Origin of the sequence: Polaromonas potterensis, assembly GCF_033446725.1 — a bacterium.
GTDB lineage: Bacteria > Pseudomonadota > Gammaproteobacteria > Burkholderiales > Burkholderiaceae_C > Polaromonas.
The window spans coordinates 1-21591 of record NZ_JAWQLX010000014.1; the positions used below are offsets into that span (position 1 = coordinate 1).

The 21591-nt window shown below is 63.2% G+C and carries 15 protein-coding genes; 6 read left to right on the forward strand and 9 right to left on the reverse strand.

Features of this window, described 5'->3' with window-relative positions:
- Positions 1-173: 173 nt before the first annotated feature.
- From R6254_RS20385 to R6254_RS20395, 3 genes are all read right to left on the reverse strand, one after another.
- A complete protein-coding gene (locus tag R6254_RS20385) occupies positions 174-827 on the reverse strand; it encodes a glutaredoxin family protein (RefSeq protein WP_318409514.1) in 654 nt (217 codons plus the stop codon).
- 19 nt (positions 828-846) lie between these two features.
- Entirely contained in the window at positions 847-2922 is a 2076-nt protein-coding gene (locus tag R6254_RS20390; RefSeq protein WP_318409515.1) for a M3 family metallopeptidase, read from the reverse strand.
- 99 nt (positions 2923-3021) lie between these two features.
- A complete protein-coding gene (locus tag R6254_RS20395) occupies positions 3022-3498 on the reverse strand; it encodes a YhbY family RNA-binding protein (protein WP_318409516.1) in 477 nt (158 codons plus the stop codon).
- A gap of 32 nt (positions 3499-3530) precedes the next feature.
- On the opposite strand from R6254_RS20395, the gene R6254_RS20400 reads away from it, so the two are divergent.
- The 5 genes from R6254_RS20400 (at position 3531) to R6254_RS20420 (ending at position 9316) form a co-directional block, all read left to right on the forward strand.
- Positions 3531-4226: an RlmE family RNA methyltransferase gene (locus tag R6254_RS20400; protein ID WP_318409517.1), complete on the forward strand. Its 696-nt coding sequence runs from the start codon at positions 3531-3533 to the stop codon at positions 4224-4226.
- Between the two features lie 123 nt (positions 4227-4349).
- On the forward strand, positions 4350-6269 hold the full coding sequence (ftsH, locus tag R6254_RS20405; RefSeq protein ID WP_318409518.1) for an ATP-dependent zinc metalloprotease FtsH: 1920 nt from the start codon (positions 4350-4352) through the stop codon (positions 6267-6269).
- A gap of 69 nt (positions 6270-6338) precedes the next feature.
- Positions 6339-7205: a dihydropteroate synthase gene (folP, locus tag R6254_RS20410; protein WP_318409519.1), complete on the forward strand. Its 867-nt coding sequence runs from the start codon at positions 6339-6341 to the stop codon at positions 7203-7205.
- 219 nt (positions 7206-7424) lie between these two features.
- Positions 7425-8759: a phosphoglucosamine mutase gene (gene glmM / locus R6254_RS20415; protein ID WP_318409520.1), complete on the forward strand. Its 1335-nt coding sequence runs from the start codon at positions 7425-7427 to the stop codon at positions 8757-8759.
- On the forward strand, positions 8759-9316 hold the full coding sequence (locus R6254_RS20420) for an MOSC domain-containing protein (protein WP_318409521.1): 558 nt from the start codon (positions 8759-8761) through the stop codon (positions 9314-9316). Before glmM ends, R6254_RS20420 begins: the two co-directional genes overlap by 1 nt.
- Positions 9317-9411: 95 nt before the next feature.
- Here the strand turns inward: R6254_RS20420 and R6254_RS20425 are convergent, their stop codons facing one another.
- The 4 genes from R6254_RS20425 to R6254_RS20440 all read right to left on the reverse strand — a co-directional run bounded on the left by R6254_RS20425 (position 9412) and on the right by R6254_RS20440 (position 19311).
- On the reverse strand, positions 9412-10842 hold the full coding sequence (locus R6254_RS20425) for an efflux transporter outer membrane subunit (protein ID WP_318409522.1): 1431 nt from the start codon (positions 10840-10842) through the stop codon (positions 9412-9414).
- 16 nt (positions 10843-10858) lie between these two features.
- Positions 10859-14080, reverse strand: a complete 3222-nt coding sequence (locus R6254_RS20430) for an efflux RND transporter permease subunit (RefSeq protein ID WP_318409523.1) — start codon at positions 14078-14080, stop codon at positions 10859-10861.
- Between the two features lie 544 nt (positions 14081-14624).
- Complete coding sequence (locus tag R6254_RS20435; RefSeq protein WP_318409524.1) at positions 14625-17708, reverse strand: efflux RND transporter permease subunit; 3084 nt, start codon at positions 17706-17708, stop codon at positions 14625-14627.
- Between the two features lie 22 nt (positions 17709-17730).
- Positions 17731-19311: an efflux RND transporter periplasmic adaptor subunit gene (locus R6254_RS20440; RefSeq protein ID WP_318409525.1), complete on the reverse strand. Its 1581-nt coding sequence runs from the start codon at positions 19309-19311 to the stop codon at positions 17731-17733.
- Positions 19312-19704: 393 nt separating this feature from the next.
- Between R6254_RS20440 and R6254_RS20445 the strand changes: the two genes are divergently transcribed.
- Entirely contained in the window at positions 19705-20208 is a 504-nt protein-coding gene (locus R6254_RS20445) for a GNAT family N-acetyltransferase (protein WP_318409526.1), read from the forward strand.
- Positions 20209-20216: 8 nt separating this feature from the next.
- Here R6254_RS20445 and R6254_RS20450 read toward each other — a convergent pair whose 3' ends face one another.
- Positions 20217-20534 carry a YnfA family protein gene (locus tag R6254_RS20450; RefSeq protein ID WP_318409527.1) on the reverse strand — a complete coding sequence of 106 codons (318 nt, stop codon included), beginning with the start codon at positions 20532-20534 and terminating at the stop codon, positions 20217-20219.
- 313 nt (positions 20535-20847) lie between these two features.
- Positions 20848-21588 carry an enoyl-CoA hydratase/isomerase family protein gene (locus tag R6254_RS20455; protein WP_318409528.1) on the reverse strand — a complete coding sequence of 247 codons (741 nt, stop codon included), beginning with the start codon at positions 21586-21588 and terminating at the stop codon, positions 20848-20850.
- Positions 21589-21591: the final 3 nt, after the last annotated feature.

Below are 21591 nucleotides of genomic sequence, written 5' to 3' on the forward strand. Positions count from 1 at the left end.
TGCCTCGCACCATCAATTTCACGACAAAGCAAGAAAACCGTCACCAAGGAAAACTTATCACGAACAATGCTTGACTACGTGGGAAGTCCCTGTAAGGGGTTAGGGGTGGGAGTGGGGAGTCCGACCTACTGCCAGAGGCAAGCCGCCAATGCCGCGTGATACCGAGCGAGGGCCTAGAAACGAATGCCGGAGGGATTGTTCGCGCTGGGCGGCGGCGCGACAGGTGTTGCCGCTGGTTCTGCAGACCGTGTTGCACCGTCATTGCGCGCGACCGCCGGGACATTGAGCGTGACCAGGGGGGTTGCTGCCGCCTGGCGGTAGCTGGCCGGCAGCACCGACGATTTGGGGTAACCGGCAGCATCGAGAAACTGCGTCCATTCCGCGTCCGAGAAACCCTTGAGCTGCTGGCTGCCTATGGTCAAAAACGGCAACGAGCTGTCGCCGCTCAAACGCTGCAACGCCTGTGTGTCTTCAAAGGTCTTGACGGTTTTTTCTGCGAAGGGAATGCCGCGGGCGCTCAGCATGGACTTGGCCGAGGTGCAGGGGCCGCAGTTGTCGCCGGTGTAGAGGGTCACCGGGTACTGGCCGGCGACCTTGCGCAGTTCAAAAGGCAGGGACGCGCTGGCGCCCCCTTTGCTGCCGTCAGCAGACCCTGAGGTGACTTTGGCGTTGGTGGCAGCCGGCGGCGGCTGGTCAGAGAAGGTGACCTTGCCGTCGGGGCCCACGATGCGGTACACCGGCTGGGCCTGGGCTACAGAAGAAAATAGGCCTGTAGCCAGCGCCAGAAGGGCGCTGCTAGCTGCAAATTTGATAGCGGTCGATGTCATGCGTGCTCCAAAGTCGGGCTCAGACCATGCCCTGGTGGCGCAGCAGCGCGTCGATGGTTGGTTCGCGGCCACGGAAAGCCTTGAACGACTCCATCGCCGGCCGGCTGCCGCCCGCTTCCAGAATGGCCTGGCGGTATTTTCTGCCAGTTTCGACCATGACCGTACTGGGCGCGGTGTCTACATCGGCGTTTTGGCCTGCCACTGTGGTGTTTTTCGCACTCTCCTCGAAGGCTGCGTAGGCGTCGGCCGAGAGCACTTCCGCCCATTTGTAGCTGTAATAACCGGCCGCGTAACCGCCGGAAAAAATGTGGCTGAAGGTGTGTGCCGTGCGGCTGTAGGCTGGCGGCGTGATCAGCGCGTAGTCCTTGCGCACCTGGTTGAGCAAGACCATCACGTCGTCGCCGGGTTGGTACTGCGTGTGCAGCAACATGTCGAACAGCGAAAACTCGATCTGGCGCAAGGTCTGCATGCCGCTCTGGAAATTCTTGGCGGCCAGCATCTTGTCGAACAGCGCGCGCGGCAGCGCTGCGCCTGTGTCCACGTGGGCGGTCATGTGTTTGAGCACCTCCCATTCCCAGCAGAAGTTTTCCATGAACTGGCTGGGCAACTCGACCGCGTCCCACTCGACGCCGCTGATACCCGAGACATCGCGCTCGTTGACCTGCGTGAGCATGTGGTGCAGGCCGTGGCCGAACTCATGGAACAGGGTGGTCACGTCGTCATGTGTCAGCAGCGCGGGTTTGCCGCCCACACCGTCGGCGAAATTGCAGACCAGGTGCGCCACGGGCGTTTGCAGCTTGCCGGTGTCGGGTCGCAACCAGCGCGCGCGCACGTCGTCCATCCAGGCGCCGCCGCGTTTGCCGGTGCGGGCCGGCTGGTCCAGGTAAAACTGGCCGACCAGTAGTCCGTCGCGCTCGATGCGGTAGAACTCGACGCCGGGCTTCCACACCGGGGCGGTGTCGGGGCGTATCGCCACCTCAAACAGGGTCTCGACAATCTTGAACAGGCCTGCCAGCACCTTGGGCGCGGTGAAATATTCTTTGACTTCCTGCTCGCTGAAGGCGTAACGCGCTTCCTTGAGTTTTTCGCCGATGTAGGCGAAGTCCCAAGGCTGCGGGTCGGCCAGGTCCAGTTGCTGGGCGGCGAATTCGCGCAGGTCGGCCACGTCCTTGATGCCATAAGGCTTGGCACGCCGGCCCAGGTCGTGCAGAAAACTGATGACTTGTTCGGGCGAGTCGGCCATCTTGGCCACCACTGACACTTCGCCGAAATTGCGATAACCCAGCAACTGCGCTTCTTCCAGGCGCAGCGCCAGGATTTCCTGCATCACGGCTGTGTTGTCAAACTTGCTGAATTCTGCGGGCGCCTGGTCGCTCGCGCGGGTGCTGTAGGCCTTGTACAAGGTTTCGCGCAGGACCGAGCTGCCCGCAAACTGCATGACTGGCAGATAGCTGGGCATTTTCAGCGTCAGCTTGTAGCCGTCTTTGCCTTCGGCCAGGGCCTGCGCGCGGGCGGTTTGAATCACATCGGTCGGCACGCCGGCCAGTTCGCTGTCGGTCGCGTAATAAGCGTAAGCATCGGTCGCGTCCAGCGCGTTTTCGCTGAACTTCTGGCTCAGTTCGGCCTGGCGCTCCTGGATGGCCGCAAAACGCTCCTTGGCGGCGCCCACCAGCTCGGCCCCTGACAACACAAAGTTGCGCACGGCGTTTTTATGCGCCTGGCGTTGTTCGGCGTTCAAGGTGGCGACGTCAATGGCCTTGTATTTGGCGTACAGCCGCTCGTCGGCGCCCAGGCGGGTCCAGAACTCGGTGACACGGGGCAGGGCCGCGTTATAGGCGGCGCGCAACTCGGGTGTGTCGGCCACGCTGTTGAGGTGGCTGACGGCGCCCCAGGCGCGGCTCAGGTTCTCGGTGGCGATGTCCAGCACCCCGGCGATGTCAGCCCAGCGCGCCGGAAATGCTGGCGCGGTGACCTGCTCCAGGGCTTTTTCGGCCTCTGCCAGCAAAACATCAACCGCGGGGCCGACATGCGCCGGCTGGATGCGGTCAAACAGGGGAAGGTCGGAAAAGTCGAGCAGCGGGTTCTGTGAGGTCATGGCTGTTAGCTGTGGGCGGTGACGCCAAATCTAAAGAGACAGGAAAAATGAGACACAAACGCCGGGAAAGCCCGGCGTTTGCCCGGTGCGAACAGGGGTTTAGTCCTGCGACCGTTTCTTGAGACTTTGCAGCCTGGGCTTTTTGGCGCGTTTGACGGTGCCGCCCGGTGTCAGGCGCTGGTTGCCCAGCACGCGCAGGATTTTGACCTCGGGGCGCTGGCCGTAACGCGAGCTGTTTTTCAGCACTTTCACATCGCGCGGGGCAGCCATGCGGTCTTCGTTAATCTTTTTTTCCTTGGGGGGCATGGGCCGCCACATCACCAGCAACTTGCCGATGTGCTGGATGGGGGCGGCGTTCAGCTCGGTGGTCACGGTCTGGAAAATCGCCTCGCGACCGGCGCGATCGTCAGACTGCACGCGGACTTTGATCAGTCCGTGGGCCTTCAGCGCGGCGTCGATTTCCTTCGTAACGGCAGCGGTCAGGCCGTCTGAGCCGATCATCACAACAGCGTCCAGATGGTGCGCATCGGCGCGGTGATCTTTGCGCTGGGCGGGGGTAAGTAGTATTTGAGCCATGCCCTGATTATCGGTGAGAGGACAATACAGGCATGAAAGTAAATATAAAAAGCAAAAAGGTCAATAGAGCGTGGTTAAACGACCACGTGAACGATACCTATGTGAAACTCGCAAAAAGAGAAGGTTATCGGGCGAGGGCGGCCTACAAACTCAAGGAGATTGACGACACTTTTGGCCTGATCAAACCCGGCCATTGCGTGGTGGACCTGGGCAGTGTGCCCGGCGCCTGGAGCCAATATGCCCGCCGCAAACTCTCGCCTGCGGGCGCCGCTGCCGGCGCGCTGAACGGGCGTATCGTGGCGCTGGACATCCTGCCCATGGAGCCGATCGAAGGGGTGGTTTTTATCCAGGGCGATTTTCGCGAGCCCGAGGTTTTGCAGCAATTGGAGCAGACCTTGGGTGCTGACCGGGGCTTTACCAAGGTGGATGTGGTGATCTCCGACATGGCTCCGAATCTGTCGGGCATCGACTCGGCCGACGCGGCCCGCGTGGCGCATTTGGTGGAATTGGCCGTGGAATTTGCCGTAAGCCACCTCAAACCCGAGGGGGCGCTGGTGGCCAAGCTGTTTCATGGCGGTGCTTACAGCCCGCTGGTCAAGCTGTTCAAGGACACTTTCAAGGTGGTCAAGCCGGTCAAACCCAAGGCCTCGCGCTCCAACTCGTCGGAAACCTTTCTGGTGGGCATAGGCCTGAAAACCACGTCCAAAACGCCTGATTCAGCGGACTGAAGCAATAAAAATCTGCAATCCCGCTTTAAACCAAGGGATGTCCGCTGCCGTTTTGACGGTTATCGCCCTTGAAACGCCTAAAATCAGGCGCATGTGCCTTTTGTTCCTCTATCGGAGTCATCCTTGAACAATCAGTGGTTTTCCAAAATTGCAATCTGGCTGGTGATCGCCATGGTGCTGTTCACCGTTTTCAAGCAATTTGATACACGCGCGGGCGCTGGTACCAATTACCTGGGTTATTCCGATTTCCTGGAAGAGGTGCGTGGCAAACGCATCAAGTCCGCGACCATCGCTGAAGGCCAGGGCGGCACGGAAATCGCTGCCGTCACCACCGATGACCGCAAAATCCGCACCACCGCAACCTACCTGGACCGCGGCTTGGTCGGCGACCTGATCGCCAATGACGTGAAATTCGACGTCAAACCCCGTGAAGAAGGCTCCTTGCTCATGACCTTGCTGGTCAGCTGGGGCCCGATGTTGTTGCTGATTGGTGTGTGGATTTATTTCATGCGGCAAATGCAGGGCGGCGGCAAAGGCGGCGCGTTCAGCTTCGGCAAGTCCAAGGCGCGCCTGCTCGACGAATCCACCAATCCCGTGACCTTTGCTGACGTGGCCGGTTGCGACGAGGCCAAGGAAGAGGTCAAGGAAGTTGTCGATTTCCTGAAGGACCCGACCAAGTTCCAGAAACTGGGCGGACGTATTCCGCGCGGCCTCTTGCTGGTCGGCCCTCCGGGCACCGGTAAAACCCTGCTCGCCAAGAGTATTGCCGGTGAAGCCAAGGTGCCTTTCTTCTCGATTTCCGGTTCCGACTTCGTTGAGATGTTCGTCGGTGTGGGCGCTTCCCGCGTTCGCGACATGTTCGACAACGCCAAGAAAAACGCACCCTGCATCATCTTTATCGATGAAATCGACGCCGTCGGCCGCCAGCGTGGCGCCGGCCTGGGCGGTGGCAATGACGAACGTGAACAGACACTCAACCAGATGCTGGTCGAGATGGATGGTTTTGAAACCAATGTCGGCGTGATTGTGGTGGCTGCCACCAACCGTCCCGACATTCTGGACGCTGCCTTGCTGCGCCCCGGCCGTTTCGACCGCCAGGTTTATGTGACGCTGCCCGACATCCGCGGCCGCGAGCAGATTCTCAATGTGCACATGCGTAAAGTCCCCTTGGGCCAGGACGTCAGCCCGCTGGTGATCGCCCGCGGCACGCCAGGTATGTCCGGCGCCGATCTGGCCAACCTGTGCAACGAAGCCGCCTTGATGGCCGCGCGCCGCAGTGCACGCACCGTCGAGATGCAGGACTTCGAAAAAGCCAAGGACAAGATCCTGATGGGCCCCGAGCGCAAGAGCATGGTCATGCCCGAAGAAGAGCGTCGCAACACGGCCTACCATGAGTCCGGCCACGCCTTGCTCGGCAAGATGCTTCCCAAGTGCGACCCGGTGCACAAGGTCACCATCATCCCGCGCGGCCGTGCCCTGGGTGTGACCATGAGCCTGCCGGCGCAAGACCGCTACAGCTATGACCGCGAGTACATGCTGAGTCAGATCAGCATGTTGTTTGGTGGCCGTATTGCCGAAGAAGTTTTTATGCACCAGATGACGACAGGTGCCAGCAACGACTTTGAACGCGCCACGGCGCTGGCCAGGGACATGGTCACACGTTATGGCATGAGCGAGGCGCTGGGCCCCATGGTCTATGCCGAAAACGAAGGCGAAGTGTTCCTGGGTCGTTCGGTGACCAAAACCAACAACATGAGCGAGTCGACCCTGAAAAAGGTCGACGAAGAAGTGCGTCGCATCATTGACCAGCAGTACGCCGAGGCGCGCAAGCTGATTGAGGACAACCAGGAAAAGATCCACGCGATGGCCAAGGCCCTGCTCGAGTGGGAGACCATCGACGGCGACCAGCTCGACGACATCATTGCCGGCAAGGAGCCACGTCCGCCCAAAGACTGGACACCGCGCAACCCCTCGGTGGGCGGCAGCGACCCCAGTGGGGGCACCCCGGCGGTCAGTACCGATCCGGCGCCCACTGCGGCCTGATACCTTCTGAATACATCACAACCGGGGCAAGTCCCCGGTTTTTCTTTGGCCTTGCTTCAGGAGCATGGAATGATCTGGCAAACCTCCCGCTTTCAAATTGACCTTAGCCAAGCTCGTGTCATGGGCATCGTCAATGTCACGCCTGATTCGTTTTCAGACGGCGGCAAATATTTCTCTGAAGGCGGTGCTCAGCGCGCCGCGTTTGCACATTGCGAGCAGCTGATCAAGGACGGCGCGGACATGCTGGACATAGGCGGGGAGTCGACCCGCCCGGGCGCGCCACCGGTGCCGCTGGAGGAAGAACTGGCGCGTGTATTGCCGGTGGTACGCCATGCAGCAACCCTGGGTGTGCCGGTTTCGGTGGACACCTACAAGCCGCAAGTCATGGCCGCCGTGCTGGACCTGGGCGCCGACATCGTCAATGACATCTGGGCCTTGCGCCAGCCCGGCGCTGCGGCCATCGTGGCGGCGCACCCGGCTTGTGGTGTCTGCCTGATGCATATGCACCGCGAGCCGCAGACCATGCAGGCCGCGCCCATGGACGGTGATGTGGTGCCGCAGGTGTTGTTATTTCTTGAACAGGTCGCCAAGGACCTGCAGGCGCTGGGTGTGGCCGCCAGCCGCATCGTGCTGGACCCGGGTATTGGCTTTGGCAAAACCGTGGCGCAGAATTTTGCCTTGCTGGCGCGCCAGCGCGAATTGCTGGCGGCCGGTTATCCGCTGCTGGCCGGCTGGTCGCGCAAGTCATCACTGGCGGCTGTCAGCAGCAGCTCATTGGCCAACGTGGCCCCGCTGGACGTGACGAACCGCATGGTGCCCAGCGTCACAGCGGCCGTGCTCGCGGTGGACAGAGGCGCGCGTATTGTGCGTGTGCACGATGTGCGGGAGACCGTGCAAGCCCTCAAGGTCTGGTCGGCCGCCTCGGGGACGCCATAAATCCGATGCTCGGGCGCATGGCGGCACGGAGCGCAAGCGAACACCTGGTGTTCGGCGGTGCTCGGAATCCTCATGCACCGACGTGCATTCCGGTTCCTGCGCGCCGGGCGCCTTGCCCTGCATCCCGAGAATCGAACTTCTGAAGCCCCCGGTAGAGTCAACATGGACTCGCCCTAAAATTCACGAATCAAAAATAAGACAACTCAAGGGACAACCACAATGACCAGAAAATACTTTGGCACCGACGGCATTCGCGGCACGGTGGGGCAGGCGCCGATTACCCCCGACTTTGTGCTGCGCCTGGCCCATGCGGTTGGCCGCGTTCTGAAAAAGACCGAAGCCCGGCCCACGGTGCTGATTGGCAAAGACACACGTATTTCCGGCTACATGCTGGAAAGCGCGCTCGAGTCGGGTTTTAATTCCGCCGGCGTGGACGTGGTGCTGCTGGGCCCGCTGCCCACGCCGGGTGTGGCCTACCTCACGCGGGCCCAGCGTGCCAGCCTGGGCGTGGTGATCAGCGCCAGCCACAATGCCTTTGCCGACAACGGCATCAAGTTTTTCAGTGCCCAGGGCACCAAGCTGGACGATGCCTGGGAGCTGGCCGTGGAAGCCGCGCTGGAGGAAGAACCCGTGTGGGCCGACTCGGCCACACTGGGCAAGACCCGCCGCCTGGACGATGCGGCCGGGCGTTACATCGAATTTTGCAAAAGCACATTCGCCCATGACCTGACGCTCAAGGGCCTGAAAATTGTCGTCGATGGCGCCCATGGCGCGGCCTACCAGATTGCCCCCATGGTGTTTCATGAGTTGGGCGCCGAGGTCGTTGCCATTGGCTGCTCGCCCGATGGGTTGAACATCAATCATGAGGTCGGTGCCACGCACCCTGAGGCCTTGATTGACGCCGTCAAGGCCCACCAGGCGGATTACGGCATTGCCCTGGACGGCGACGCCGACCGTCTGCAGATGGTGGACGCCGACGGCCGCCTTTTCAATGGCGACGAGGTCTTGTACCTGATGGTGGCCGAGCGGCTGGCACGCGGCGAAAAAGTGCCAGGCGCTGTCGGCACGTTGATGACCAACATGGCGGTCGAAGTCGCCCTGAAAGCCAGGGGTGTCGAGTTTGTGCGCGCCAAAGTCGGCGACCGTTATGTGCTTGAAGAGCTTGAGAAAAAAGGCTGGCTGCTGGGCGGCGAAGGTTCGGGCCACCTGCTGGCGCTGGACAAACACAGCACCGGCGACGGCCTGATCAGCGCGCTGCAGGTCTTGCAGGCTTGTGTGCGCAGCGGCAAAACCTTGGCCCAACTGCTGGCCGAGGTGACGCTGTTTCCGCAAACCCTTATCAACGTCCGCCTCAAGCCGGGACAGGATTGGGCCCGCAGCGCCTTGCTGGCATCGGAGACCCAGGCCGTGCAGACCGAACTGGGCGACAACGGCCGTGTGCTGATTCGTGCCAGCGGCACGGAGCCCTTGCTGCGGGTGATGGTGGAAGCGCGTGAGGCCTCGCTGGCGCGGGCTTGTGCGGAGCGTCTGGTTGAGGCGGTGAAGGTCGGTTAATGACCAGTGTTGCGGCCACGGCCACGGTTGTTGCGGTCCACCGCAGCAGTGGCCACAGCTTCAGCAAGTTCGCCGAAGAGGCCATCCGCCTGGTCGCCGGTTTGGGCGTGTCGGGCGACGCCCATTCGGGTGTGACAGTCCAGCACCGCTCGCGCGTGGCGCGTGATCCCAGCCAGCCCAATCTGCGACAGGTTCACCTGTTGCACACCGAACTGTTCGATGAACTGCTGGCCGCTGGTTTTGCCGTGCGGCCCGGCGATTTGGGCGAAAACTTCAGCACGCGTGGCCTGGACCTGCTGGCCCTGCCCACAGGCACGCGCCTGCACTTGGGCCAGACGGCCATCGTGGAAGTCACCGGGCTGCGCAACCCCTGTAGCCAGCTGGATCATTTCCAGCAAGGCCTGATGGCCGCCGTGCTGGCGCGTGACAGCACGGGCCAGCTTGTACGCAAGGCCGGGGTGATGGGGGTGGTGTTGACGGGGGGCGAGGTGAGGGCGGGTGATGCCATTCGCGTCGCGCTGCCACGGCCGCCGCATCGGCCGCTGGCGCCGGTGTAGGCCTGGATGCCCTGGAATTTTAATGAAATAGGCCTCTAGCCCAATCAATACGGGCGCAAGAAGCTATCAAAAGAGGAGCGCTTGTGGCGGCGGGCTTATTTCCCCACCTGCCAGCCACCCCCCAGCGACTGAATCAGCACCACGGCCGTGGTCTGCCGGTCTGACAAGGCTTGTGCCAGGGCGCTGCGGGCGCTGAGTGCGGTGGCTTGCGCGCTGATGACTTCGGTGTAGCTGACCTGGCCGCTGCGGTAGCGGTTGAGCAATTGCTGCTCGACCAGATCGGCGGCTTCCGAGGCCTGGCGCCGGAGTTCCTGCTGGGCCAGCAGCACGCGGGTGGCGGACAGCTGGTCTTCCACGTCCTGGAAGGCGGCCAGCACGGCTTGGCGGTAACGCGCGACCGCCTGATCCCGGCCGGCTTCGGCACCTTCAACCCGCGCGCCGGTGGCACCGGCATCAAACACCAGTTGCGCGGCCGACAGACCCAGCGACCAGACGTTGCTGCCTATCTTGAACAGGTCGGCCACACGGCTGGCACCCGAGCCGCCCGAGGCGCTCAGGTTGATGCTGGGGAAATAAGCGCTTTTGGCAATGCCGATCTGCTCGTTGGCCGAGGCCACGCGGCGTTCCGCACCCGCGATGTCGGGGCGGCGCTGCAGCAGGGTGGAGGGCACACCCACGGGAATGTCCGGCACCACCGGCTTCCAGGCCGCAAGCGGCGGCAAGCTGAAATTGCCGGGCGCTTCGCCGACCAGCACGGCAATCGCATGTTCGAGCTGGGCACGCTGACGCTGCAAACCGACGGCGGTGGCCTGGCCATTGGCCAGCTGGGTTTGTGCCTGCAACACATCGGTTTTGGCGGCAATGCCGGCGGTGTAGCGGTTTTGTGTGATCTCCAGTGCGCGTGTGTAACCTTCGTTGGTGCTTTGGATCAAGGCCTGCTGGATGTCGGTCTGGCGCAAGGACAGGTAGTTGGTCGCCAGTTCGCCCTGCGCTGACAGTTTGGCCGAGGCCAGGTCGGCCGCGCTGGCCTGGGCGCCTGCCGTGGCGCCGTCCACCGCCCGGCCCAAGCGGCCCCAGACATCGGGCTCCCAACTACCGCCTATGCTGAGCTGGTAGTTGTTGCCGGTGCGGCCGGCCACGCCGGTACTGAGGTTGCCGCTGCTACGCGCGCGCGTGGCGCCGCCATTGAGCGTCACGGAGGGGAACAGCGAGGCACGCTGCTCACGCACCAGTGCGCGGGCCTGGGCATAGGCGCCCACGGCCAGGGCCACGTTCTGGTTGGACACCTCGACGCGCGAAGCCAGCTCGTCCAGCATCGGGTCGCCAAACAGCGACCACCAAGGGCCGCGCTCTAGCGTGTCGGCGGGGGCGGCGGGCACCCAGCCTTCGGCTTCCTTGAAAGCGCTGACTTCGGGCGTGCTTGGCAGCTCGTACTTGGGGCCGACGACACAGCCGCTGACCAGCAAGGCCAGCGCGGCGATGGCCAGCAAGGTATGGGGAGGTCTTACCGAAAAAGTGAAATGCATGGACTCGTTCATAGATTTACCCGGTTTGCAGTTCGTCGGGATGATGGCTCAACTGACGCTCGTAGGGGCTGCGGCGGCGCAGCTTGTCCATCAGCACATAAACAACGGGTGTGGTCAGCAGGGTCAGCAACTGGCTGGCGATCAAGCCGCCAATGATGGCGATGCCCAGCGGCTTGCGTAACTCGGCGCCTTCGCCAAACCCGATGGCCAGCGGCAGGGCGCCCAGGATGGCGGCCATGGTGGTCATCAGGATGGGCCGGAAACGCAGCAGGCAGGCTTCACGCACCGCTTCCATCGCCGTCAGGCCGCGTGCGCGTTCGGCTTCAATCGCAAAGTCGATGATCAGGATGGCGTTTTTCTTGACGATGCCGATCAGCAGGAATACCCCGATCAGCGCGATGATGGAAAAATCCATCTTGAACAGCAGCAGTGCCAGCACCGCACCCACCCCAGCCGAGGGCAGGGTGGAGAGCACGGTGATGGGGTGGACCAGGCTTTCATAAAGAATGCCGAGCACGATGTAAATCACCACCAGCGCGGCCAGGATCAGCATGGGTTGTTCCTGCTGCGATTGCTGGGCATTGCGCGCCGTGCCCTGAAAGCTGCCGCGCACATTGTTGGGCAGGCGGATGTCCGCCTCCGCCTGCCTGACGGCGTCCTGGCCATCGCTGATGGTGGCACCCTCGGCCAGGTTGTAGGAAATGGTGGTGGCCAGTTCGCCGTCCTGGTGGCTGATCGATGCGGCCTTGGGGTTTTCGCTAAAACGCGCAATGGCTGACAGCGGCACCATGGTGGTGGCCGAGGAACTCAGCGCCTGGCCGGTCGACGGGTCACGCAGGGCCGGGTTGACCGAGAGGGTGGTTGTCGTCGCCGTTGCCGGCGTGGCCAGTGTCGTGCCGCTGCCGCCTTTGGCCGGGATGTAGATGTCCTTGAGCGACTCGGGGCTGCGGATAAAACGGGGCGCCACTTCCATGACCACGTGGTACTGGTTCAGTTCGGCATAAATGGTGGCGACCTGGCGCTGGCCGAAGCCGTTGTACAGCGCGTTGTTCACGTCGCGCGAGCTGATGCCCAGGCGCGCCGCGCTGTCCTTGTCCACGGTGACCATGGTTTCGACGCCATTTTCCTGCTGGTCGGTGTCCACGTCGACCAGCACGCCCTGTAATTTCATCTGGTCGGCCAGCCGTGTGGCCCAGGCCTTCAGGTCGCTGGCGCTGTCGCTCTTGAGGGTGTACTGGTAGGTCGAGTTGCTCTGGCGGCCACCGCCGCGCAGGTCTTGCACGGTGTTCAGAAACAGGGTGACACCCGTGACCTGGGCCAGTTGCGGACGCAGGCGCGTGATCACCGCCTGGCCGGAGTCGGTGCGCTGCGCGACCGGTTTCAGGTTGATGAACATGAAGCCGCCGCCCGCCCGTGAGCCCCCGGTAAATCCGACCACGGTGTCCACCGCCGGGTCGGCGCGAATGATGTCCACCAGTTGCTTGAGTTTGCCCTGCATGGCCTGGAAGGAGATGCTGCGGTCGGCACTCAGGCCGCCGTTGATCTGGCCGGTATCCTGCTGCGGGAAGAAGCCCTTGGGCGCCTTTATGAAAAGGTAAACATTGAGCCCAATGACGGCCAGCAGGATCAGCATCACCAGCAGCTTGCTGGCCAGCGCCCAGTCCAGCGCCACTTCATAAGCGCGGAGTACACGTTTGAAGGCATTCTCAAACCAGCGGGCCACGCGGCCGGGCGGGGTGTTGTGGCTGCCCGGCTTGAGCAGCCAGGCGCACATCATGGGGGTGGTGGTCAGTGAAATCACCAGTGAAATCAGCACCGCCACGGACAGCGTGACGGCAAACTCGCGGAACAGCCGGCCGGTCTGGCCCGCCATGAACAGCAGCGGAATAAACACTGCCACCAGCGAGAGGCTGATGGACAACACCGTGAACCCGACCTCGCGCGCGCCCAGCAGCGCCGCCTTGAAACGGTCCATGCCGGCTTCAATATGGCGGCTGGTGTTTTCCAGCACCACGATGGCGTCGTCCACCACAAAACCGGTCGCAACGGTGAGCGCCATCAGGCTCAGGTTGTTCAGGCTAAAACCCAGCAAATACATCACGCCGAAGGTGCCCAGCAGCGACACCACGGTGGCCACGGCAGGAATGACGGTGGCCCGCGCGCTGCGTAAAAAAGCGCTGACCACCAGCACCACCAGCACAATCGAGATCAGCAGCGTGACTTCAATTTCATGCAGCGATGCGCGTATCGAGTTGGTGCTGTCGGAGGCGACCTGCAGCTGTACGTCTTGTGGCAACTGGGCCTGCAGCTCCGGCAGCAGCGCACGCACGCCGTCCACGGTTTCAATCACATTGGCACCGGGCTGGCGTGTCACCAGCACGATGACGGCCGGGCTGCCATTGAAGAGACCCAGGGTGTTGATGTTTTCAACACCGTCCACCACCTCGGCCACGTCGGCCAGCCGGATGGCCGCGCCGTTGCGCCAGGCCACGACGAGGCCGCGGTAATCGGCCGCCTTGAGCCCGCCCGTGGCGGTGTTGGCGCCCGAATAAATCTGCAGGCGCTGGCCGTTGCCTTCAATCGCGCCCTTGGGCCGGTTGGCATTCGAGGCCTGCAGGGCGGCCCGCACGTCTTCCATGCTGACGCCATATCGGTTCAGCGCAAACGGAAGCAACTCGACACGCACGGCAGGCAAGGAACCGCCGCCCAGCTCCACATCGCCGACACCCGGCACTTGCGCGATTTTTTGCTGCACCACGTTCGACACTTCGTCGTAGATCTGTCCCGGCGTACGCGTTTTGGACGTGAGTGCCAGGATGATCACCGGCGCCGAAGCCGGATTCGCCTTGCGGTAAGTCGGGTTGCTGCGCAAGGTGGCTGGCAGGTCGGCGCGCGAGGCATTGATGGCGGCCTGCACCTCACGTGCCGCGGCATCGATGTTGCGATTCAGCTCAAACTGCAGGCTGACACGGGTCGAGCCATTGCTGCTGTTCGACGTCATTTCGTTGACGCCGGAGATCACGCCCAGGCGTCGTTCCAGCGGCGTGGCCACACTGGTGGCCATGGTTTCGGGGCTGGCGCCGGGCAGTGAAGCGCTGACCGAAATGACGGGGAAGTCCACCTGCGGCAGCGGCGAGACTGGCAACACGAAGAAGGCACCTATGCCGGCCAAGGCGAGGCCCATGGTCAGCAGGACGGTGGCGACCGGTCTTCTTACAAAGGGTTCGGAGAGGTTCATTTTTGACCTCTCGGTGCTTGGCTTGAATTTTGTCGTGGTGCGTGGGCCTGCTGGCCGGGGGTAGCCCGGCAGCTACTCACTTTCTTTTGCTTCGCCAAAAGAAAGTAAGCAAAGAAAAGGCGACCCCGCTGTCTGCGTCCCCTGCGCTGCGCTGCGGGGCAAGCTGCGGTGCTCGGTCCAGCCGGGGTCGAGCTCGAACTCGCTGCGCTCAGACAATCGCTCGCCCTGATCCGGCTAGACCTCCGCTCCTCGGCGCAGTCAGAAGGGGTGGGAGACGAGAAACCGGGGACAAAAACTGGACTCCGACAAGGACGCGCTTTGCGCGTCCTTGTCTCCCCGCATTTATTTTGGGTGTTTGTGTTGTTCCCCAAAGCCCGACCGGCTCGAGCACCGCAGGTTGCCCGTAGCGCAGCGAAGGGACCCCGACTGCGGGTCGCCTTTCTTTTCCTTAGGTTTCTTTGGCGAAGCAAAGAAAAGTAAGTCGCCCGCCGGGGCGAGACCCGGCCAACAGGCGCAACTACAAAATCAAAACAAGATGGAAGCGTCACGCAACAAGCTCCCGCTTCCGCCTAAAGCGCTGCCCCATCCGGTCAAACGCCAGATAAATCACCGGCGTCGTGAACAGCGTGAGCACCTGGCTCACAATCAGGCCACCAAAAATGGACAGGCCCAATGGGCGTCGCAATTCAGCACCTTCGCCCCAACCCAGCATCAGTGGCACGGCTGCAAACAGGGCCGCCAGCGTGGTCATCAAGATGGGCCGAAAGCGCAGCAGGGCGGCCTGGTGGATGGCTTCCTGCGCCGACTTGCCCTGGTTACGTTCGGCGTCGATCGCAAAGTCGATCATCATGATGGCGTTCTTTTTCACGATGCCGATCAGCAGGATGATGCCTATGATGCCGATGACCCCCAGGTCGGAGCCGCTGATCATCAGGGCCAGCAGCGCACCGACGCCGGCCGAGGGCAGGGTGGAGAGAATCGTCAGCGGGTGGATATAACTTTCATACAACACGCCCAGCACGATGTAAACGCAGATCACTGCCGCCAGGATCAGCCAGAGCTGGTTGGACAGCGAGTTCTGGTAAGCGCCGGCCGCGCCCAGAAAGGTCAGGGTGACGCTGGCTGGCATGGCGATGTCTTTGGCGGCGCGTTTGATCTCGTCGACGGCTTTCCCCAGCGAGACACCGGGCGCCGTGTCAAAGCCCAGAGTAGTCGCCGGGTACTGGGCCACATGGGTGATTTGCAGGGGTGCCGGCCGCTCGCTGATGCTGGCAATCGCCGACAGCGGCGTGGTGCCACCGGCGCCAGTTTTCAGCTGCAGATTGCCCAGCGAGGCCGGCGTGGTCAGCTGGTCGGGCATGGCCTCGAGAATCACGCGGTATTGGTTGGTCTCGGTAAAAATCGTCGAGACAATGCGCTGGCCAAAGGCGCTGTACAAGGCATCGTCGATCGACGAAGTGGTGATGGCCAGCCGCGAGGCGGTGTCGCGGTCCACGGTAATGTAGGCCGAGGCGCCGCTGGAGCCGGCATCCGAGGCCACGTTACGCAGATCGGCAAGTTCGCTCATGCGCTGCGCGAGTTTGTTGGCCCACAAGACCACGGTGGTGTTGTCCACGCCTTCGACCGAGACGCGGAACTGGGTCGGCCCGGTTTCAGCGTCAATCGTCAGGTCCTGGGTCGGCTGCAGGTAAAGCGTGACACCGGCGATTTTGCCGACACCTTCCTTGAGCCGGTCCATGGTTTCCTGCTGGCTGCCGATGCGGTTTTTCTTCAGATTAATCAGCATGCGGCCGGTATGCAACATGGTGTTGTTGGCGGCATCGACCCCGATGAAGGAGCTCAGGGTATCGACATCCGGGTCTTCCAGGATGGCTTTGGCCGCCGCTTGTTGCAACCCGGCCATGCGTGCATAAGACACCGATTGCGCGGTTTCAATCCGGGCCTGCAACTGGCCGGTGTCCTGCGTGGGGAACAGGCCTTTGGGAATCAGTACATACAGCAACACCGTCAGCAGCAGGGTGGCCAGTGCCACCAGCAAGGTGGCGCCCTGGTGTTTGAGCACCCAGGTCAGCCAGCGGTCGTAATGCCTGATCACGTCGTCAAAAAAATGCTGCAGCCGGGCGCCCAACTTGCTGCCCTGGCCTTGGGGCACATGTTTGAGCCAGCGTGCCGACATCATGGGCACCAAGGTCAGCGACACCACGGCGGAGATCAGGATGGTGATGGCCAGCGTGACTGCAAACTCGCGGAACAAGCGCCCCACCACGTCGCCCATGAAGAGCAGCGGGATCAGCACGGCAATCAGCGAGACGGTCAGTGAAATGATGGTGAAGCCGATTTGTTGTGCGCCCTTGAGCGCGGCGGCCATCGGCTCCTCGCCTTCCTCGATGTAACGCGAGATGTTTTCAATCATCACAATCGCGTCGTCCACGACAAAACCCGTGGCGATGGTCAGCGCCATCAGGCTCAGGTTGTTCAGGCTGTAACCCAGCAGGTACATCGCGCCGCAAGTGCCTATCAGTGAAATCGGCACGGCCAGGCTGGCGATCACGGTGGCGCGCAGGCTGTGCAGAAAGGCAAAAATCACCAGCACCACCAGCAACACGGCCAGCAGCAGCTCGATTTCCACATGCAACACCGAGGCCCGTATGCCGGTGGTGCGGTCACTCAGCACGTCGACCTTCAACGCCGTCGGCAGGCCGGCCTGCAATTCGGGCAGGCGGGCCTTGATCGCATCGACGGTGGCAATCACATTGGCGCCGGGCTGACGCTGCACGTTCAGGATGATGGCGGGTTTCAGGCCGCTCCAGGCGCCGAGTTTGATGTTTTCGGCGCTGTCCACCACACGTGCGACGTCCGAGACACGCACGGCCGCGCCATTGCGCCAGGCCACGATCAGCTTGTTGTAGTCGGCGGCCGCCAGCAACTGGTCGTTGGAGTTGATGGTGTAGGCGCGGGTCGGGCCGTCGATGCTGCCTTTGGCGCTGTTGGCATTGGCGGCGCTGATGGCGGTGCGCAGCGAGTCGAGTGCCAGCCCATAGGAGGCCAGCGCCCGGGTATCGGCCTGGATACGCACGGCCGGCCGCTGGCCGCCGCTGAGCGACACCAGACCAACGCCGCTGACCTGGCTGATCTTGAGCGCCAGCCGGGTGTTGACGATGTTTTGCACCTCCGTCAGCGGCAAGGTGTCCGAGGTGATGGCCAGGGTCAGCACCGGGGCATCGGCCGGGTTGACCTTGGCATATACCGGCGGGGCTGGCAGGTCGGCCGGCAACAGCGAGCCGCCGGCGTTGATGGCGGCTTGCACTTCCTGTTCGGCCACGTCGAGCGAGATGCCCAGGCCAAATTGCAGGGTGACGATGGATACACCGGCGGCACTGGTCGAACTCAGGCGCTGCAAGCCGGACATCTGGCCGAAGTTGCGTTCCAGCGGCGCGGTCACGGTTTGCGCCATGACCTCGGGGCTGGCGCCGGGGTACAGCGTCTGCACCTGGATCGTCGGGTAGTCGACCTGGGGCAGGGCCGACAGCGGCAGGAACTTGAAGCCGACCAGGCCGGCCAGCACGATGGCCACCATCAGCAGCGAGGTCGCGACCGGGCGCAGGATAAAGGGACGGGAGGGGCTCATGCGAGGGATTCCTGGCGGCCGCTCATTGCGCCGGCCGTTCGCCCTGCCGGCGTTTCTCCATCATCTCCCGCCAGCGCGCCTGCGCGGCGGGGTCGCCGCGGTCCAGCTGTTCAAAAAAGCGCTGCCGGCGCTCCAGCGCGGCCGGATCGTCCTTGACCTGCTCCAGCATGCGTTGCCGTTGTTCGGCGCTTGGGCCATCGCCTTTGGCCACAGGTGCGGGTGCGCGGCTTTCCGCAGGCGGCACACGCGGCGCTGCAGCACTGGGGCCGGCCGCTGCCGCTACCGGCTCGGAGGCCGATCGCGCGGGGGCGGGTGCGGAGGCGCCGCCCGCCGGTGCGCCGGGACGCTGGCGCCTGGCGCCAGAACCTGCGCCGCCCGGCGGGTCGCCCGGCAGCACCACACGGGCGCCGTCCTTGAGTCGGTCCGCGCCTTCGGTGATGACACGTTCTCCGACCTTCAGACCGGTGCTGATCACCACCTTGTCCACCGTGGCCTGGCCACGCGTGACCGGCCGCAGGGACACGGTGCGTTCGGCGCTGTTAACCACATACACATAGTCGCCGGTGCTGCCATTGCGCAGGGCGGTGATCGGGACCACCACCGCGTTGTCCAGGGTCTTGACCAGCAACTGCACGTTGACAAACTGGCTGGGGAACAGGGTGAGCTGGCTGTTGGCAAAACGGGCTTTGGCCTTGACCGTGCCGGTGGTGATGTCCACCTGGTTGTCCAGCGAGGCAAACACGCCGGTGTCCAGCGTGGCCGAGCGGGTCCGGTCCAGCGCGATAACTTTCATGGCGACGTTGCCGCTGGCGTTTTGCTGCAGTTCCGCGGCCCGGTCTTGTGGAATGGAAAACACCACATCCATCGGGCTGACCTGCGTGATCAGCGCAATGCCGTTGACATCGCTGTTGCTGACCACGTTGCCGACGTCCACGGTGCGCAAGCCGACCCGCCCGCTGACCGGCGCCACCACCCGGGTGTAGCCCAGGTTCAAACGGGCCGCGCCTTCGGCGGCCTTGTCGATCACCACCGTGCCTTCGAGTTGTTTGACCAGGGCCGCCTGGGTGTCGACATCCTGGCGCGCAATCGAGTCCTGGGTCAGCAGGGTTTTGAAGCGCTGCAGGGTCACGCGGGCGCTGTCGAGTTGTGCTTCATCCCGCTGGCGCTGGCCGCTGGCCTGCATCAAAGCCATTTCAAACTGGCGCGGGTCGATGGTCGCCAGCAGGTCACCGGCACGCACCATCTGGCCTTCCTTGAACAGCACTTTTTCCATCACGCCGGACACCTGGGGACGCACCCTGACGGTGGCTTGCGGCGTGACGGTGCCCAGGGCCTCCAGCACCACCGGGATGCTGCTTTGCTCGGCCGTGGCCACCCCCACCGTGGTGGCCGGGGCGCCGCGCCGGCCGGCCGGCGGGCCACCGGGCCCGTTGGCGGCGCTGCTTGCGTCGGGTGAAGGATGGGTCAGGTACCAGGCCAGCCAGCCGGTGCCGGCCAGGACCAGCAGCGCCAGCACGCCGCCCACGATGGAGGCGCGGCGGCTTAGACGCTTGCGGGGGCTGGTACCGGGGACGGTTTGCGGTGTGTTGACTTTCGGGTCCATCCGTTATCCTTGTTGCCCGCCGCGGCGCCAGGGGGCCGCGGCATTTTTTTGTTTGATTGGGAGCGCTGATCAGCACGGTCGGCAGGACAGCGGCGTCCCTCTTGATTCACCGCCCGGACTGCTTCACCTGCGCAGAATAATTATCACTGCAAGGCCTGGCGCCGATTTTGCGCGCGGGACAAGCGCGGGTAAACGTCAGGTAAAGAAAAAAGGAGGGCGCCCGGGGCATGCGCGAGGCGCGCGAAGGGCGGTTTTGCTATGTTGTTGATAGCTGCTTGCGCCCGTTTTACCTGGGTTGGAGGCCGATTTGATGCATAAGACCAGCCTAAAACCTCTGGCGCGGCCACCCCGTCCCTAAAATCAGGTCATTGCTTTTTATGGAAAGAACACGGCGTGACTGAACCTATCTCGACCGACCTGCACATCTGCCAGGCCGACTACCACGACGCCGCACATGCCGAGGCGCTGGTGTTGCTGCTGGACGCGTACGCGCAAGACCCCGCCGGCGGCGACCAGCCGCTCAGCGACTTTGCCAAAAACAACCTGGTGAAAGAGCTGGCCGCACGCCCGCAAGCCTTCAGCGTGCTGGCGTTTGACGGCACGCAGCCGGTGGGCCTGGTCAATTGTCTGGAAGGTTTTTCCACCTTTGCCTGCCGACCGCTGGTCAATGTGCATGACCTGGCCGTGTTGGCCAGCCACCGCGGCCGACGTGTCGGCGAGTTGATGCTGGACCTGGTCGAGCAAATCGCGCGCAACCGCGGCGCATGCAAGCTGACGCTGGAAGTGTTGCAGGGCAATGCCAGCGCGATGCGGCTGTATGAACGCGTGGGTTTCGCCGGCTACCAATTGAGTCCTGCCCTGGGCCAGGCGCAGTTTCTGCAGAAGTGGCTGGCCTGAACCAAGAGCTACTTGGGCTGAAAAGCGATCAGGCCCATGCCCGCCAAGCTGACAGCGACCCCGGCCACATCCCAGGCGCTGGGGCGCACCCCGTCCACCGCCCAGAGCCAGGACAGGGCCACGGCGATATACACCCCGCCGTAGGCGGCATAGACCCGGCCGGCCGCCGCATCGTGCAGGGTCAACAACCAGGCAAACAGCGCCAGGCTCAGGCCCGCCGGCAGCAGCAGCCAGGCCGAAGCCCCTTTGCTGAGCCAGAGGTAGGGCAGGTAACAACCGACAATTTCAGCGAGCGCGGTGGCGAGGTAGAGCAGCAGTGTTTTCACGGGAGGCCTTGAAGGGATGAGCCGAGTTTACTTTTCGGCGTGGGAGGCATCACGCAAAACCAGAGGCAAAGTGTCTTGGGCAATCGTCAACACGCCGTTGCCGGTCCCGTGCAGCACGTGAACACAGCCCCCCGCTGGCACACCGTGGGTTTACTACAGCAACCGCGGCAGCTGCGCGGCCATGGCGGTGCTGCCGGGCCATGCCAGCACGATCCGGCTGTATGACCGGGTCGGTTTCGCTGGCTACCAGTTGAACCCGGCCCTGGGCCAGGCGCAGTTTCTGCAGAAGTGGCTGGCCTGAAGGGCTGCTGCCCTACACGCCCGTAAAGACGGGCGGGCGTTTTTCCTTCATGGCCAAGGCGCCTTCTGCCGCATCTGCGCTTTGTGCCAGCTGTTGCGCCGCATAGTGGGTAGCATACATGGCTTCGACCGGGCCGCGCGCCAAGGCTTCGCGCGCGGTTTGCTTGAGAAAACGAAGCACCAGCGGCGCTGCCGACGTCAGGCGCTGTGCCATGGCCATGGCCGCGGCGGTTTCCTCGCCCGGTGCGCATACTTGGTTGACAAAGCCAGCCTCATAGGCGCGTTGCGCGGACAACGGGGTGCCCATCAGCATCAGTTCCATGGCCACTTTGTGCGGAATACGCGGTATCAGCGACGAGATCAGGCCCGCCGCCATGCCCAGCCCGGCTTCCGGGTACACAAAGCTGCTGGTGTGCGAAGCCACGCAGAGATCACAAAAAGCCACCATCGACACGCCGGCCGCGATCACCGGCCCGTTGACCGCCGCAATCACCGGTTTGCCCAGCGCGAAGGCCAGGTCCGGCACCGCCTGCCAGAAATGAGCCGGCGGATCACGGATATCCAGTCCCGCCGTAAACACCGGGCCTTCGGCGCGCAACACGGCCACTCGGTCACTCGAGTGCTGGAAGCGTCGCCATTCCTGATGGAGTTGCTCCGCCATCGCGGCATTCAGCGCATTTCGCTTGTCGGGCCGGTTGAGGGTGATCACCCGCACCGCGCCAACGGAGCGAACGTCGATAGTGGTATCGGTCATTGG

Coding starts and splice junctions, on each gene's coding strand:
- folP (WP_318409519.1), top strand. CDS start 6,339: ATGATCTGGCAAACCTCCCGCTTTCAAATTGACCTTAGCCAAGCTCGT.
- R6254_RS20390 (WP_318409515.1), bottom strand. CDS start 2,922: ATGACCTCACAGAACCCGCTGCTCGACTTTTCCGACCTTCCCCTGTTT.
- R6254_RS20395 (WP_318409516.1), bottom strand. CDS start 3,498: ATGGCTCAAATACTACTTACCCCCGCCCAGCGCAAAGATCACCGCGCC.
- R6254_RS20385 (WP_318409514.1), bottom strand. CDS start 827: ATGACATCGACCGCTATCAAATTTGCAGCTAGCAGCGCCCTTCTGGCG.
- R6254_RS20425 (WP_318409522.1), bottom strand. CDS start 10,842: ATGCATTTCACTTTTTCGGTAAGACCTCCCCATACCTTGCTGGCCATC.
- R6254_RS20420 (WP_318409521.1), top strand. CDS start 8,759: ATGACCAGTGTTGCGGCCACGGCCACGGTTGTTGCGGTCCACCGCAGC.
- R6254_RS20430 (WP_318409523.1), bottom strand. CDS start 14,080: ATGAACCTCTCCGAACCCTTTGTAAGAAGACCGGTCGCCACCGTCCTG.
- R6254_RS20400 (WP_318409517.1), top strand. CDS start 3,531: ATGAAAGTAAATATAAAAAGCAAAAAGGTCAATAGAGCGTGGTTAAAC.
- glmM (WP_318409520.1), top strand. CDS start 7,425: ATGACCAGAAAATACTTTGGCACCGACGGCATTCGCGGCACGGTGGGG.
- R6254_RS20435 (WP_318409524.1), bottom strand. CDS start 17,708: ATGAGCCCCTCCCGTCCCTTTATCCTGCGCCCGGTCGCGACCTCGCTG.
- R6254_RS20440 (WP_318409525.1), bottom strand. CDS start 19,311: ATGGACCCGAAAGTCAACACACCGCAAACCGTCCCCGGTACCAGCCCC.
- R6254_RS20455 (WP_318409528.1), bottom strand. CDS start 21,588: ATGACCGATACCACTATCGACGTTCGCTCCGTTGGCGCGGTGCGGGTG.